Source organism: Bacillus sp. AY18-3, from assembly GCF_008042305.1.
Lineage (GTDB): Bacteria > Bacillota > Bacilli > Bacillales > Bacillaceae_G > Bacillus_A > Bacillus_A wiedmannii.
Genome location: NZ_QKQR01000002.1, coordinates 20,427 through 35,244, shown reverse-complemented (window position 1 = coordinate 35,244; position 14,818 = coordinate 20,427). Strand labels below are relative to the sequence as shown.

Sequence of the window (14,818 nt, the reverse complement as noted above, 5' to 3'; positions counted from 1 at the left end):
TTCTAGTTTTTCGTTTCTTTCATACACTAAGAATAGTATGAAAAAAAGAAGGTGACGAAGGTGAGATTACATAAAGCTCTTCAGCCAAGTTTTATAAAAAGAATGTACTATATGAGGTTTATCGGAAAGTTTACAAAAGCAGAGAGAGAGAAGAATGGAGAGAACTTCTTTGTACAATGCCTATCGCCAATACCATTCACGTTACAAGAGCAATTAAAAAATGAACCATACGTATTTGAAGGTTTATGTAGCAATAAAAAGAATGAAAAAGTCTTTTCGGAATTAAAGAAAAGAAAATTAGAAAAGCAATTGGTTATGTTTCGTCTCTATTATGAAAGAGGACATATATACGTGGAGTTAATTTGTGCAGAAGAACCACGAGAAATGGCCAATGGCTATAAAATGATTCCAGTACCTAAAGTTTCCGAATACAAAAAAGGAGAGTCTTTAGAAAGAAAACTTGGAAATGGCTATTTGTCATTTCTAATGCCAAAATATCCGAAAGACTTTGAGCCTCCCGAATTATTGTGGCACGATGGAAGGTTATATGGAAATATATCTTTAAAGTCATCATCAATTAGTTCAATCGCATATTTTGAACAGCAGCGGGAATGTAAGTATATAGACTTAAATGACTGGATGAAGTATGTGGAAATAGCGGTAGAAGATCAATTGTATTTTGTAAGCAATCACATGTATGAGCAATTAAAAAAACGAATGACTGAAGAAGGTAAGCATGTAGAAGTAGAGGAAATAAAAGTGCACAAGGATGAATGGGAATGGGATGAGCGTGAATCCGTCTTTTTACAGTATGTAAAAAGTTTTGTACGTAATAAAGGGCTATATTTGGATGAAACGGACATTTATAATTTCCATATAAGTGCGAAAACAAATATGTTGACGATTCTAGGTGGTATACCAGGCGCTGGGAAATCCCGATTTGTGCAAGCTTATGCAGAAGCACTTGGATTACAGTATGGGGAAGAATTGGTTTGGATTCCGATTTCACCATCGTATCAAGAACCACATGATTTACTTGGTTACCTTCACCCAAATGGTACTTTTATTGAAAGTGAAACAAAATTAGTTAGGGCGTTAATGAAGGCAAAAGAAAATCAAAATCAACTATATATAATCGTTTTTGATGAAATGAATATGTCACATATTGAGCATTGGTTTACTCCATTTCTATCTGTTCTTCAACTTGAAAAGCAAAACCGTATTCTAAATTTGTATGAAGGTGTACAAGAAAAAGAAAATCCAATTCCAGCAACAATTGAAATTGGTGAAAATATTATATTTGTAGGTACAGTAAATTTTGATGAAACAACGAAAGAACTCTCAGATCGATTATTAGATCGGACGAATTTAATAACGTTACAAAAGATTCCGTTTTGTGAGATGTGTATGGAACAAGAGAAAATTGTATTACAACCACCTCTGAAAGTAACTGCAGGAGAATTTCGTATAAGCTGGGTCAGGAATAAAGCGATGATTGAGGTGTTTTCTGAAGAAGAGTTAGAACTATTAGATAAGTTACATGTTGTATTGTCATCACATGATATGTCAAAGGGAATTTCATTTCGATGTGCAAACGCAATCGCTACTTACTTGCAAAATATACCGTTCCAAAATAATCATTCCTATATGATCAGTAGAGAAGAGGGATTTGATTTACAAATCAAGCAACGTGTATTGACGAAAATAAGAGGTACTGAAATGATGGTTGGGTCTTTACTTTCTGAAGACGTAAAAAGGGGGGCGACATTACTACCTCTTTTGCAATCGCCACTTGCAAACAGAGTATCTACATTTGAACACTCTTTAGCATATATAAGAGAAAAGCGTAGAGAACTGGAGCTGTATGGCTATGCAAAATGAAGGGCGATATGAAACAGAAATCGTTGATACGAAAGAAACACTCCCTTTTGTATTAAAGTTAATCATTGGAACTGAGGCAAAGGGGGAATATATTTTATTAAATCGTCTTTGTACATCTACTACAGCATTAGTTCAATGTATTTATAAAGTACAAGAATTAAAACCAATTAGATTGCATTACCATTATGAAAGTCCAATGAATATTACTTTTATATGGAATAAAGTATATGAGGGACAGAAAAATATAAAAGAGTCAAAATATGAAATAAATGAAAAAAAACAAAAGGTATTAATATATGAACATGGAAAAACGGAATTCTTTTATCCATGGCGTTGTGGATTATATCATTTTGAAGTGAATATAGAAGATAGAACGTATTATGGCGCATTTCAAATCGTTCCCAAAAATTTTTTTGATGATCAATTTGAAATGATTCAAAACTATGTAAAGTCAATTTTGAATGAGTTGATTTTAGATAGAGGTTATTATAAAAAGACTTTCTCTGCACTTAGTGATATTGAAGATTCTTCTTATTTAGTGTTACTTAGAAAGTTGCCGCAAAAAATGAAAAAGATAAAGCAAATTTTTAAGAAAATAGAATCGAGTTCAAAATTTATACATGAATATAAATGGGAAGAAAAAGAGCGGAAAGCAACGAGAAAAGGAACCATAGTGGCGGAAAGAAAACCGTATGCAAAATATTATAATCGTAAGTTTATAGAACAAAAAAATAGTAAGGAAAATGCATTTCTTAAATTTAAAGCGATGCAATTTTATTTCTATTTACTTGAAGCTGAAAGTTTTTTGCGCCAAACAATTGAAATATTAGAAAGAGCAAAAAGGAAGAAATCAGAAGAATTTCAAGCTGTAAAAACGATTATACAAACAATTGAGCGTAATGGATCAGTGACCGATAGAGAGAAACAAAAATATAAAAATATTCATTTACTAAAAGAGGCGGATTTGCGAAAAAGCTCTATGAAGATACAAGAATATAAAATATTAGCGCACTTTGTACATGAAAGTGTACAATACTTTCAAACTTTAATGCATTCTCCATTTTGGAGAGAAGTTTCCGAAACAGGTAACATGTACTCACATGATTTACCGATACCACATCAACAACTACTACAGCATTTAGATGTACTTCCACAATATACAGAACAATCTCCATCTTTATTATTTGTTTATAAACCAACATTTTTAGTGTATGAATATTACGCTTTTTTTATCGTTATTTCCATGTTAGAGCAAATTGGTTTTGAGGCTAGAAATTCCATTCGTGAACAAATTCAAGAACATTTTTATGTAGATGGATTACAGGATGGAACGACAGTAGTTTTACACCGAGATGATATTAGAGTACATGTCGCATTTAATGATTTAATTGAAACTCATCCCCTTATTGCATTAAGTAAAGGGAGTAATTTTTATAATGGGGAAGATACGAAGAAGCCAGACATTCGCTTAGACTGTTATGTAAAGGAGGAAGGAAAATACGTATATCAATCTTCTATTATTATTGAAGTGAAGTATAGCCCAATGTACAACATTTTTCAGCACGTTGGAAATACGAAGGCAACTGAGCAAATGTATAAGTACTGGTCTATAAAATATGTAGAAGAACAGGATGGAAAGAGAGTCTATTATCGAAGGGCCATTTATGAAGTTATTTGTGTATATCCAGGAAGTCATATGCATAGTAAAAAAATTGAGTCTGGATGTGGTGTGTTCTTGCAATTATATCCATATAAAACGAAACAAGGGGAAGAGAAATTAGCCGGAAAACATGGAATGGTACAAATTTTTGAGAAGTGGTTAAAAAGCATGAAGAAGTAAAAAAATCCTTTTTTATAAAGGATTTTTTTAGATTAAGAAGAAATATATGCTGTATGGAAGACAGCTTTATACGATTTGAATTTGAAAGTAATATAAATATATTGTTAGAAGAACGGTACATGAGGGATAAAAGACGATTAAGATGGAATTTAATTCGTTTTGCAGAATATAATAAGTCATAAATATTTTTAGTTGCATACGAAGATTTGTTCTTATATGATAGATAGTGAAAGCGTTATCAAAAACAGAGCGGCGATGGGAAAGGCGGGTAAATATGTTCCAGCGTGTTCAAACAAAAGAAGAACATTTTTGGTTCGAGCAACTATGGGGAGATTTTTGTGAAGAAAGAAACTTAATGTTCGTAGAACGTAATTTAAATCCATCACGATTTTTATTAATAGAAGATGAACATCATATTGGTACAGTAGAATGTATTAAGTATACGGAACCAGAGCAATCGAATTCTGAGTTTTTCTATCCGTTTTCTAAAAATGATTTAGTGAAAGATTTAAAAAATGTGTATGAAATAGGCAAGTTGAGTATTGCGAAAACGTCTCGTGGGAGAGGACACTTCAAAAGACTAACAGCTATTTTATTTATGCATGCATTAGAAACGAAAGCAGAATGGTATATTGCAGCAGTGACAAAAAGAATGTATATGTATTTATTAACACTCGGTTTCCCAATTGAACCGGTAGATAAGCCATTTCAGTTTCATGATACTTTACAAGGTGTACCAGTGCGAATTCATGCCCGAAAAGGGGCTACGCATTTGTATTCTTTAAAAGAATTTCGAGATGTGATTCAAGGGAATGCTCATGCACAGGCATTAATCGCAGAATACAGTAAGAATATTATGTTAACAAAATAAAGCGAAATAAATATATATAATAAAGAGAATACTATTTTAATATGAAGTCATTCTTCATGAAAAAAGACCCTTATTATTTTAATAAGGGTCTAAAAATTATAATCCAAATATACTAAAAATCATTTTGCGGCGCTTCGGCTTCTTTTCTCGTTCATATGTTGGTTTTGAATCGGGAGTAATATATATTGGTTCTTCTTTCTTGAGGGAAGCTTCTAGCTTTTGAATTCGCTCTAACATTTCCTCCATTTCACGGCGATGTTGTAAAAGTTGGTACGTAACAACATCATTTGCCTTATCTTGCATTTGTTCTTCCATTCGATCTAGCCTTCTCGTAATAGTGTTTAATTGAGCTGCTAATTGCTCAAATTCATGTGATGATTTGTTTTGAACGATTGTATTTACTTGAGTTTTTAATTCTTCAACATCATTTGATGATGTTTTTTGAGTAGGGTGAGAGTTTTGAGACTGCTCTATTTGTGAAAGATGGAATTCTAACATTTGATCTAAATCTTCTTGTGTGAAAATAAAGTGACCATATTTATTTTTTTCTATCGTAAGATTTAATTGTTGTGCAATCCGGACAACAGCCTTTGGGCTAACACCTAATTTTTTTGCGATAAATGGTGTTTTATATTCCAAAATAATCCCTCCTATATATATCCTGTTGAATGATTTCGATCTATGAAGGAAGTTCCCTTCTAGTGTGACAAAAGAAGTGTGGAATCGGCAAAGAAAGTGTTTTTTCACGAAATGAACCTGTGAAGAATATATCGTTTATATAAAATGTTTTATCTTAAGATTTAGAACTATTTGACTAAGGGAAATGAATTAGATTATCATAATGATAAATATCTTTTTTATGTATGCATATAATATATAAAAAGGTGGTTGCTAATGTAGAATTTTTTTAGAGTATTAGAATGCTTACTTCACTTGAATAAAATTAAGTAGGAGGTGGCTTCCTTGCTTACAATGTAAGTAAGGAGAAGTATTTGGACATATATAGTATAAGTATAGTGATTGTTTTAATTGCCTTAACGGCATTTTTCGTCGCAGCAGAATTTGCAATTGTTAAAGTGCGAAGTTCACGAATTGACTATTTAATTGCAGAAGGAAATAATCGCGCAACATCTGTCAAAACAGTCATTACAAACTTAGACGAATATTTATCTGCTTGTCAGCTAGGAATAACAGTTACAGCTCTGGGGATTGGGTGGTTTGGTAAACCGGCGTTAAAGCAAATGTTTGACACGCTTTTTGTAAATTTGAACATTTCTACTCAACTAGCAGACATTTTTGCTGTAATTTTAGTGTTTTTGTTTATTACATTTTTACATGTTGTAATAGGGGAATTGGCCCCAAAAACATTCGCGATTCAAAAAGCTGAACAAGTGAGTTTGTTTGTTGCTAAACCGTTAATTTTCTTTTATCGTATGGCGTTTCCATTTATTTGGATCCTAAATGGATCAGCTCGAATTATTACGAAGTTGTTAGGGCTGAAACCACCGAAAGGGCACGATGAGGTTCATTCAGAAGAAGAATTACGGTTGTTAGTTTCAGAAAGTTACAAAAATGGAGAGATTAATCAATCTGAATATAAATATGTAAATAAAATTTTTGAATTTGATGATCGTATAGCGAAAGAAATAATGGTCCCCCGAACTGAGATGCATATTATAAGTAAAGAAATGCCTGCTGAAGAAGCTTTGCAAAAAATGTCTCGGGAAAAATATACGAGATATCCAGTTGTAGATGGGGACAAAGATCACGTAATAGGCTTTGTAAACTTTAAAGATATTTTCACAGATTTTGTGCAGCATAATGCAGTAAGTAATAAGAAAGTAGAGCAATATATTAGGCCAATCATTTTAGTTATCGACTCTATCCCAATACACGACTTATTTTTAAAAATGCAAAAAGAAAGAACGCATATTGCTATATTGATAGATGAATATGGTGGTACGTCTGGACTTGTTACAGTTGAAGACATTTTAGAAGAAATAGTGGGAGATATTCAAGATGAGTTTGATACGGATGAACAGCCAGAAATTCAACAAGTTAGTGAAACGAAAACAATACTAGAGGGAAAAGTACTTGTTAGTGAAGTGAATACGTTATTAGGTTTAACAATTGATGATAATGGTGTTGATACAATCGGTGGTTGGATTTTAACGAAGAATATAGAAATTGCTGAAGAGGATTTCATTGAAATTGAAAATTATAAGTTTTGTGTAAAAGAATTAGATGGACACTATATAAAGAGATTAGAAGTTACAAAAACTGTAGAATCAATTGTTATTTTAGAAGATGAAAAACAAATTCCATTTCAAGAACAAATTAGTTCGTAGACTCTGCTATATGGCAGGGTTTTTTTGAGCATAATATTTTTGGCAGAATAAGGGCTATGATACAATGGCATAAGCCAGACCTTTCACTAGGTGAAATATTGTTGTATACATATATTTGGAAGGGGAAGATTTATGAAAAAGCATTTATATATAAATGGAGATTGGAAGTCTGTAAACACTTATAAACCATTATACGCACCATATTCTGAAGAAACGTTAGCGGAAATTGCACAAGGAACGGAAGAAGATGTACAAGAGGCTGTTACTGCTGCAAAAAATGCAATGAAAAAAATGAATACATTATCTGCATATGATCGTGCGACTATTTTAGAGAAGGTTGCACAAAAAATGGATGAAAGAAGAGAAGAATTTGCAGAGATTATTGCAAAAGAGGCTGCAAAACCAATTCGTGCTGCGAGGGGAGAAGTAGATCGTACCGTTCAGACATACAAATTTGCAGCGGAAGAAGCGAAGCGTATATACGGCGAGACACTGCCACTTGATGCAGCACCTGGTGCAGATGGGCGTATTGCATACACAATACGAAAACCGATAGGGGTTATAGGAGCTATTACCCCATTTAATTTCCCATTAAATTTAGTGGCACATAAAGTCGGCCCTGCAATTGCTGCCGGAAATACAGTTGTGTTAAAACCAGCTGATCAAACGCCATTATCGTCTTACGCATTAGTTGAATTATTTGAAGAGGCAGGATTGCCAAAAGGAGCTTTAAATATTATTTCTGGTCCCGGTTCAACTGTAGGTGAGGCGATAGTTACAAATGATGATGTTGCTTCCATTACTTTTACGGGAAGTCCGAAAGTTGGAATTGGAATTAAGGCAAAGGCTGGGTTAAAGCGAGTTACGTTGGAACTGGGATCAAATGCTGCTGTTATTATTGATGAAGATGTAGAATTAACAGATGAAGTAATTGAACGTGTAAAATGGGGAGCATATGTAAACAATGGACAAGTTTGTATTTCGGTACAACGTGTTTTTGTACATGAAAAGAGAATGGATGAATTTCTTTCAAAGCTAAAGATAGCGATGGAAACAGTTATTGTTGGTGATCCATTGCTGGAAGAAACGGACGTATCGGCTTTAATTTCGAAAAAAGATGTAGAGCGAATAGAAATGTGGGTGCAAGAAGCTATTAAGGAAGGTGCTACTGTTTTATACGGTGGTAAGAAACGTGATGCAAGGATTTTTGAACCGACTGTATTAACAAATGTTCCAGAGTATGTATCTGTTCAGTGCCAAGAAGTATTTGGTCCACTCATGACAGTAAATACATTTAAAGAATTTGATGAGGCAATTGAGCAAGTAAATCATTCACGTTACGGTCTACAAGCAGGTGTGTTTACAAATAATTTGTTTAAAGCAATGCGTGCAATTGATGAGCTAGAGGTTGGTGGTGTCATGATTAATGATATTCCAACGTTTAGGGTAGATCATATGCCTTACGGTGGTGTTAAGGAAAGTGGTACGGGGCGTGAAGGAATTAAATATGCAATAGAAGAAATGACAGAAATGAAATTAGTGTGTATTAAAAAGTAAAGTAGAGCGAGCTTAAATATCCTAATAAAAAACGAGCTGGAAATGTTTACGATTCCATACTCGTTTTTTTATTGTTTGTTTTACGTTTCTCGGAACGATTTAATTTAACCAAGTGTACCTTTTACTTCATTTCTTGTTTGAAAATAGCATCTTCTACATAAATTTGTTCTTTGTCAACAGCAGTGCTATGAGATAATACTAAACCGATTGGTGTTGCTATACCTTTATTTTGAACAATTGTAAAAGGAACATTTTTTTCATTTGCTAATTTAATGTATTTTGATAAATGTGGGTAAGCAATGCCACCATTTAGGAATATTTGTAATGATTGAGAAGAGCGCATGCTACTAGCTACTTCAGAATATACATTACTTTGCATTACTTGACCGATAGTTAAAGCGATTTCTACACGCTCACGTAACGTAGTTAAATACATATTACGTTCTTCTGGTTTGTTCTGCTTTTGGCCGTAAATGCCTTCTTGGAGATAATCTTCCACATTTTTATTTACCATATTTTTCACACCTTTCATTTTCTATTGTACGAAAGAATGAAGCAGGATGCAAAAAAAAGTCGCATCGAATGTAAAAAATTTTGAATGAAAGGAAGGAAAATGGAATGTATCAATCTAAACAATTAATAAGGACATTAAAAATTTTATCAACACATATTAACAAAATGTGACAATAATCTATTAACGAATCGCATTTTTTGTGTTAATATTCAAAATATAAAGGGTGTTCGTCGCATGGAAATGGAGGGAATGGGGGTTTTTCCAATCGATAAGGATATTAAAGAAGTATTTTGTTCGCACTTGAAAAACAACAGGCACCAATTCGTTGAGAACTGGAAAAACAAAATGATAATTTCCGATAAAGATCCATTTAAACTAGAAGCAGTTCAAAATGGAGAGGATTTATTAGAGTTAATTATCGAACTTACTATGGAAGAAAAAGATATAGATTATCTTCAGCCATTATGCGAGAAAATTGCTATTGAACGTGCAGGGGCAGATGCGAATATTGGAGACTTTGTTTATAATGCAAATGTGGGAAGAAATGAACTTTTCGAAGCGATGTGTGAATTAGATGTTAGCGCACGTGAATTGAAACCGATTATGGCCCAAATACATACTTGTTTTGATAAATTAATTTATTATACTGTTTTAAAATACTCGGAAATTATATCAAAAAATTTAGAGGAAAAACAGCAATATATTAACGAAACACATAAAGAAAGGCTGACGATTTTAGGGCAAATGTCAGCAAGTTTTGTACATGAATTCCGTAACCCACTCACTTCAATTATGGGATTTGTTAAATTATTAAAGGCAGATCATCCAAGTTTATCTTATTTAGATATTATTTCGCATGAATTAGACCAATTAAATTTTCGTATTTCGCAATTTTTACTCGTATCGAAAAAAGAAATGTGGAATAAATCAGAACAATTTTGGCTTAATGATTTGTTTCAAGATATTATACAGTTCTTATATCCGAGTTTGGTCAATGCAAATGTTTCGATTGAAAAGAATTTACCGTATCCAATTCCACTTGTTGGCTATCGGAGTGAAGTGAGACAAGTATTTTTAAATATATTAATGAACTCAATTGACGCTCTAGAATCAATGAAAGAAGAACGGAAAATTATCATTGATGTATTTGAAGAAGATCAATCGATTCGAATTGTGATAAAAAATAATGGGCCAATGATTCCAGCTGAAAGTGTAGAAATGATTTTCGAACCATTTGTAACTACTAAAAAGTTAGGAACTGGTATTGGATTATTTGTATGTAAACAAATTGTAGAAAAACATAATGGGTCCATCATGTGCCGTTCAGATAACGAATGGACAGAATTTCAAATTGTATTTCAAAAATAAACAGTCTACACCAAATGAATGGTGTAGACTGTTTTAATTCGTAAGTATAACGGCTTCTAATTTAGGATCTTTAGTTGAATAACCTAAAAATGAAATTGTATATATGATGTTCGGTTCGACTTTGAAATTCGGTATAGTTAGTAAGACGCTGGGATTATCGGCGAGTGAAACTTCAATATCTGCTGTACCAGGACTAACTTCCAAAAAATCTGTTATTTGTTTAAAGAGTACATTTTCAAATAAATGATCTCCACCTTTTAAATCTACATTTACAACAGGGGTATCTGGAGAAAAATGTGCAAAGCGTATTTTTGCTTGACCAGCTGGTAAATGTGTATTATCAAGCATAGGTTGTAATTGTAGATGATTGTCACTATTTATTGCGGCAAAAGTATAAGTGTGATTCCCCATTATTGGTACTAAAGCTGAAAAGATGGGAGTTTCATTTCCAACAGGGACAATATCTATACGGTATTTACCTTGCACTAATGTTAAATAGGGACTAAATTGTTTAAATGAAATATTTTTAATAACCTTTTGCCCGTTTACTAAAATGTCAACCGCAGGTGTATTGGAAGCAGAGTGAAAAAAACGTATGTGTGACGGTAAAGCAGCTTCTTGTGAATCTCTTTTTTCATACGCCTGTACAAGTTTCGTAAGCGCATCGTAATATTTCATATATAGTTCTACATATTTTTTCGGATTTTTAAATTGATAGTAACGAGCGAGCTGTTCGTAACGTGCAGCTTCTTGTCCATATTTTTCGATTTCAGATTGAGACATGAATATTCCTCCTTTGTCATCATTAAAACTATATGCTTAACAAGAAAGAGGTTATGCGAAAAAATTGTTTTTTGAAGGAGAAAAGTTGAAAATTAATAAAGAGTATTGCTTAAGGATAAGTGTTTTTTAGGCGAAAGAGCCTTATAATTTTCTAGAGTATACAGCAATATATCATCTATGTTAGATGATGATGTACCGATTACAATGTATATTTCGAAATAAAAAACCTTAAGAGCGTATGAAGTAACATATCGAAAACATGTCCAAAAATCCTTAGGAAACTAGGGATTTTTTTAATAATGGGCAAATACACATACAAAGTGATAATTGTCCTACATAAATTATAAAGGAAAGGTAGTTTAAACATAAGGAAAGGAATAAAATATTGGGATGGGGATATCCAAAAAGGAATTGTGAATGGAGTTATGGACGATTTTGTGCTTTACGATGTAGGATGAATTTTGAATTTGTAACATTATTTTTTCTATTTACGTTAGCAAGTGGCAGTATTAACCGATAAAAGAGCGTCGTGCCGAACTGATTAATGTGGTTAATCGGTTCTTTTTTTATTGTATAAAACGGAGGAGAATGTATGTAAAATATAGGTTTCTATAAAAATAATTGCTATGCATTTAGTAGGATTAATTGTCGATATTTGTTTGAAAATATGCAATATAAAGTAGGAGAATAGGAAGGAGTTTAAAGGGAGTTTCGTCGAAGTTTACACAATGTCGGCAATTGAGGGAAGCTGATATTATGTTAAGAAAATATGTAGTGAAGCGTTTATTTTATATAAAGGAGGGTTATTGGAGCGTATAGATAAGGGTTGGTCTTCGTTTTAAGTTCTGAATTTTCTGTTTTCGAAATTAATATTTAGCACTCATTTGTATATTTTATAATAGTTTTTTGATAAAATCACTGCTTTCGCAGAGGGTTCTTTTTTATGAAAGAAACGTCAATTTTCTTCATATATATATACAAATTGGAGAAATGGGGGAGCGCTATGCGCGATTACTTAATTAAACCACTTGTTGGTCAGCCGTATCCAATGATTTCACATGGAAAAGGTGTGTATTTGTATGATCAAAACGGAAATAAATATTTTGATGGTTCGTCAGGGGCAATTACGGCAGGTATTGGGCATGGCGTAAAGGAGATTGCAGATGTTATAAAAAAGCAAGCAGAGGAGATTGCTTTCGTTTATAGATCACAGTTTACGAGTGAACCAGCTGAAAAATTAGCGAAGAAATTAAGCGATTTAAGTGTAGGAGATTTGAACTGGAGCTTTTTTGTGAATAGTGGTACGGAAGCAAATGAAACAGCTATGAAAATTGCAATCCAGCATTTTCAAGAGCGAGGTATTCAAGGGAAGCATAAAATTTTGTCACGATGGATGAGTTATCACGGTATTACGATGGGAGCCTTATCAATGTCTGGGCATCCACTGCGCAGACAACGTTTCGTGTCAATTTTAGAAGATTATCCAACTATTCCAGCTCCATATTGTTTTAGATGTCCGGTGCAAAAGGTATATCCAACTTGTCAGCTTGCTTGTGCGACTGAACTAGAAAGATCAATTGAAAGAATTGGTGCAGAACATATCGCAGCTTTTATCGCTGAACCGATTATCGGAGCAGCTGGAGGCGCAGTCGTTCCGCCGAAAGAATATTATAAAGTCATTAAAGATATTTGCAGTCATTACGATATTTTATTTATTGCTGATGAAGTAATGACAGGGCTTGGTCGTACTGGCGCATGGTTTGCGATGGAGCATTGGGGTGTAGAACCGGATATTATGACTCTTGGTAAAGGTTTAGGAGCTGGATATACACCGATGGCAGCGACGATTGTAAGTGACCGTGTTATGGAGCCAATTTTACGTGGATCGCGTTCTGTAATGAGTGGGCATACGTTAAGTGCAAATCCATTATCTGCAGCAACAGCTCTAGCTGTTATTGAATATATGGAGAAACATAATCTACCTGAAAAAACAGCAGAAAAGGGAGAGTATTTAATAAAAGGACTACAGAAAGTTCAGCAACAATCGACAATCATTGCTGATGTGCGCGGAAAAGGGTTGCTGATTGGAGTAGAATTGCAACCGTTTACAAAAGCGTCGGAACTTATTTCGGTTGCAGCTAAAAATGGTCTTCTTTTATACCAAGCTGTTTCAGGGCAAGCAGGAAAAGAAGATAGTGCACTGCTTGTAGCACCGCCGATGACAACTACATATTCCGAGTTAGATGAATTACTTTCAATTTTTGCAAAAAGTGTAGAAGAAATGATGCAAAAAGGAGGGCATAGTATCGCATGACAACTATTACGAATACATTCGATAAATTAAAAGAGATAGAGGAAGTAATTTCTTTGTTCCACGATGATATGACATTAATGTTTGGAGGATTTGGGGGGATTGGATCCCCTCCATCTTTAATACAGGCGATTTTAGAAAAAGGAGTTACAAATTTAAATTTAATAGGAAATGACACGGGATTTCCTGATGTAGGAATCGGTCGTCTTGTTACGAATGAAAGAGTAAAATCATTAATTACTTCACATATTGGTTCAAATCCAAATGCAGGAAGACAGCTAAACGAAGGAAGGTTACAAATCGAGTTTTCTCCTCAAGGAACATTAGCAGAGCGTATTCGTGCTGGTGGTGTAGGACTTGGAGGTGTATTAGTTGATGTAGGTGTTGATACGATTGTAGAAGAGGGAAAACGTACAGTTGAAATGAATGGCAAGACATATTTAGTTGAAACAGCATTAACTGCTGAGGTTGCAATTGTATATGCGAAAAAAGCGGATCCGTTTGGTAATCTTGTGTTTGATAAAAGTGCTCGTAATATGAATCCTCACGTAGCTATGGCAGGGGATATAACGATTGTAGAAGCAGAAGAAATCGTTCCACTTGGAAGTTTAGATCCAGAAGAAATTGTTGTCCCAGGAGTATTTGTAAATTATATTGTACCGTCGGAAGGAGTGAATTGGAAATGGGTATGGGCGTAGAAGTGAGAGATAAGATTGCTAGGCGCGCGGCGAAAGAAATACAAAATGGTATGATTGTAAATTTAGGTATTGGTATACCATCGCTTGTACCGAATCATCTTCCTGACGATATAAACGTTATGTTTCATGCGGAAAATGGAATTGTAGGTATGGGACCTACGCCAAGAAAAGGGAATGAAGACGAAAATTTATGTAACGCAGCAGGTTTACCGACTTCTCTTATTACAGGAGCGAGTTATTTTGATAGTTGCACAGCGTTTGGGATGATTCGAAAAGGTTTATTAGACATAACGATTCTTGGTTCATTACAAGTAAGTGAGAATGGTGATTTAGCGAACTGGATTGTACCAGGAAAACGCGTTCCAGGTATTGGGGGAGCGATGGATTTGGCACAAAAAGCGAAGCGGGTCGTTGTTGTGATGAATCATGTCGATAAATACGGAAATGCAAAGATTGTTTCGGAGTGTACATTACCATTAACTTCAAAGAAATGTGTAGATTTAATTATTACGGATATGGCAGTTATGGAAGTGACGCAGGGTGGACTCGTTTTACAAGAATTAATGAGTCCATACACAGTGGAAGATATAAAACAACATACAGAAGCTGATTTCAAAATTGGCTCTAACTTACTAGTAATCGAATGA

At 33.9% G+C, this 14,818-nt stretch carries 12 protein-coding genes; 9 read left to right on the top strand and 3 right to left on the bottom strand.

Going from position 1 to position 14,818, the window contains the following annotated elements:
* The first annotated feature begins 60 nt into the window (after nucleotides 1-60).
* From DM800_RS00760 to DM800_RS00750, 3 genes are all read left to right on the top strand, one after another.
* A complete protein-coding gene (locus DM800_RS00760; protein ID WP_147786213.1) occupies nucleotides 61-1,881 on the top strand; it encodes an AAA family ATPase in 1,821 nt (606 codons plus the stop codon).
* Complete coding sequence (locus tag DM800_RS00755; RefSeq protein WP_147786212.1) at nucleotides 1,871-3,721, top strand: hypothetical protein; 1,851 nt, start codon at nucleotides 1,871-1,873, stop codon at nucleotides 3,719-3,721. Before DM800_RS00760 ends, DM800_RS00755 begins: the two co-directional genes overlap by 11 nt.
* Nucleotides 3,722-3,995: 274 nt before the next feature.
* On the top strand, nucleotides 3,996-4,592 hold the full coding sequence (locus tag DM800_RS00750; RefSeq protein ID WP_000487799.1) for a hypothetical protein: 597 nt from the start codon (nucleotides 3,996-3,998) through the stop codon (nucleotides 4,590-4,592).
* A 96-nt stretch (nucleotides 4,593-4,688) separates the two neighbouring features.
* Here DM800_RS00750 and racA read toward each other — a convergent pair whose 3' ends face one another.
* The gene (gene racA / locus DM800_RS00745) at nucleotides 4,689-5,231 is read right to left on the bottom strand and encodes a chromosome-anchoring protein RacA (RefSeq protein WP_088063272.1); all 543 of its coding nucleotides are present in this window, start codon (nucleotides 5,229-5,231) and stop codon (nucleotides 4,689-4,691) included.
* A gap of 353 nt (nucleotides 5,232-5,584) precedes the next feature.
* Here racA and DM800_RS00740 point away from each other — a divergent pair, with 353 nt between their 5' ends.
* Nucleotides 5,585-6,940 carry a hemolysin family protein gene (locus DM800_RS00740; RefSeq protein WP_002108356.1) on the top strand — a complete coding sequence of 452 codons (1,356 nt, stop codon included), beginning with the start codon at nucleotides 5,585-5,587 and terminating at the stop codon, nucleotides 6,938-6,940.
* Between the two features lie 132 nt (nucleotides 6,941-7,072).
* The gene (locus DM800_RS00735) at nucleotides 7,073-8,497 is read left to right on the top strand and encodes an aldehyde dehydrogenase family protein (protein ID WP_048546594.1); all 1,425 of its coding nucleotides are present in this window, start codon (nucleotides 7,073-7,075) and stop codon (nucleotides 8,495-8,497) included.
* A 121-nt stretch (nucleotides 8,498-8,618) separates the two neighbouring features.
* Here DM800_RS00735 and DM800_RS00730 read toward each other — a convergent pair whose 3' ends face one another.
* On the bottom strand, nucleotides 8,619-9,011 hold the full coding sequence (locus DM800_RS00730) for a YueI family protein (RefSeq protein ID WP_147786211.1): 393 nt from the start codon (nucleotides 9,009-9,011) through the stop codon (nucleotides 8,619-8,621).
* Nucleotides 9,012-9,245: 234 nt separating this feature from the next.
* Here DM800_RS00730 and DM800_RS00725 point away from each other — a divergent pair, with 234 nt between their 5' ends.
* On the top strand, nucleotides 9,246-10,379 hold the full coding sequence (locus tag DM800_RS00725; RefSeq protein ID WP_000425101.1) for a BA2291 family sporulation histidine kinase: 1,134 nt from the start codon (nucleotides 9,246-9,248) through the stop codon (nucleotides 10,377-10,379).
* A 33-nt stretch (nucleotides 10,380-10,412) separates the two neighbouring features.
* On the opposite strand, the gene DM800_RS00720 is transcribed toward DM800_RS00725, so the two are convergent.
* Nucleotides 10,413-11,162 (bottom strand): DUF4397 domain-containing protein, encoded by a 750-nt coding sequence (locus DM800_RS00720; protein ID WP_147786210.1) that lies wholly within the window; start codon nucleotides 11,160-11,162, stop codon nucleotides 10,413-10,415.
* Nucleotides 11,163-12,165: 1,003 nt separating this feature from the next.
* Between DM800_RS00720 and DM800_RS00715 the strand changes: the two genes are divergently transcribed.
* Genes DM800_RS00715 through DM800_RS00705 form a run of 3 tightly spaced genes read left to right on the top strand, consistent with a single transcriptional unit; the run spans nucleotide 12,166 to nucleotide 14,818 of the window.
* Nucleotides 12,166-13,476, top strand: a complete 1,311-nt coding sequence (locus DM800_RS00715; protein ID WP_001205889.1) for an aspartate aminotransferase family protein — start codon at nucleotides 12,166-12,168, stop codon at nucleotides 13,474-13,476.
* Nucleotides 13,473-14,171, top strand: coding sequence for an acetate CoA-transferase subunit alpha (atoD, locus tag DM800_RS00710; protein ID WP_000208097.1), 699 nt, complete (start codon nucleotides 13,473-13,475; stop codon nucleotides 14,169-14,171). The genes DM800_RS00715 and atoD overlap by 4 nt, the downstream gene beginning before the upstream one ends.
* On the top strand, nucleotides 14,156-14,818 hold the full coding sequence (locus tag DM800_RS00705; RefSeq protein WP_000525267.1) for a CoA transferase subunit B: 663 nt from the start codon (nucleotides 14,156-14,158) through the stop codon (nucleotides 14,816-14,818). The genes atoD and DM800_RS00705 overlap by 16 nt, the downstream gene beginning before the upstream one ends.

Coding starts and splice junctions, on each gene's coding strand:
- DM800_RS00715 (WP_001205889.1), top strand. CDS start 12,166: ATGCGCGATTACTTAATTAAACCACTTGTTGGTCAGCCGTATCCAATG.
- DM800_RS00705 (WP_000525267.1), top strand. CDS start 14,156: ATGGGTATGGGCGTAGAAGTGAGAGATAAGATTGCTAGGCGCGCGGCG.
- atoD (WP_000208097.1), top strand. CDS start 13,473: ATGACAACTATTACGAATACATTCGATAAATTAAAAGAGATAGAGGAA.
- DM800_RS00730 (WP_147786211.1), bottom strand. CDS start 9,011: ATGGTAAATAAAAATGTGGAAGATTATCTCCAAGAAGGCATTTACGGC.
- DM800_RS00720 (WP_147786210.1), bottom strand. CDS start 11,162: ATGTCTCAATCTGAAATCGAAAAATATGGACAAGAAGCTGCACGTTAC.
- DM800_RS00725 (WP_000425101.1), top strand. CDS start 9,246: ATGGAAATGGAGGGAATGGGGGTTTTTCCAATCGATAAGGATATTAAA.
- DM800_RS00735 (WP_048546594.1), top strand. CDS start 7,073: ATGAAAAAGCATTTATATATAAATGGAGATTGGAAGTCTGTAAACACT.
- DM800_RS00750 (WP_000487799.1), top strand. CDS start 3,996: ATGTTCCAGCGTGTTCAAACAAAAGAAGAACATTTTTGGTTCGAGCAA.
- DM800_RS00755 (WP_147786212.1), top strand. CDS start 1,871: ATGCAAAATGAAGGGCGATATGAAACAGAAATCGTTGATACGAAAGAA.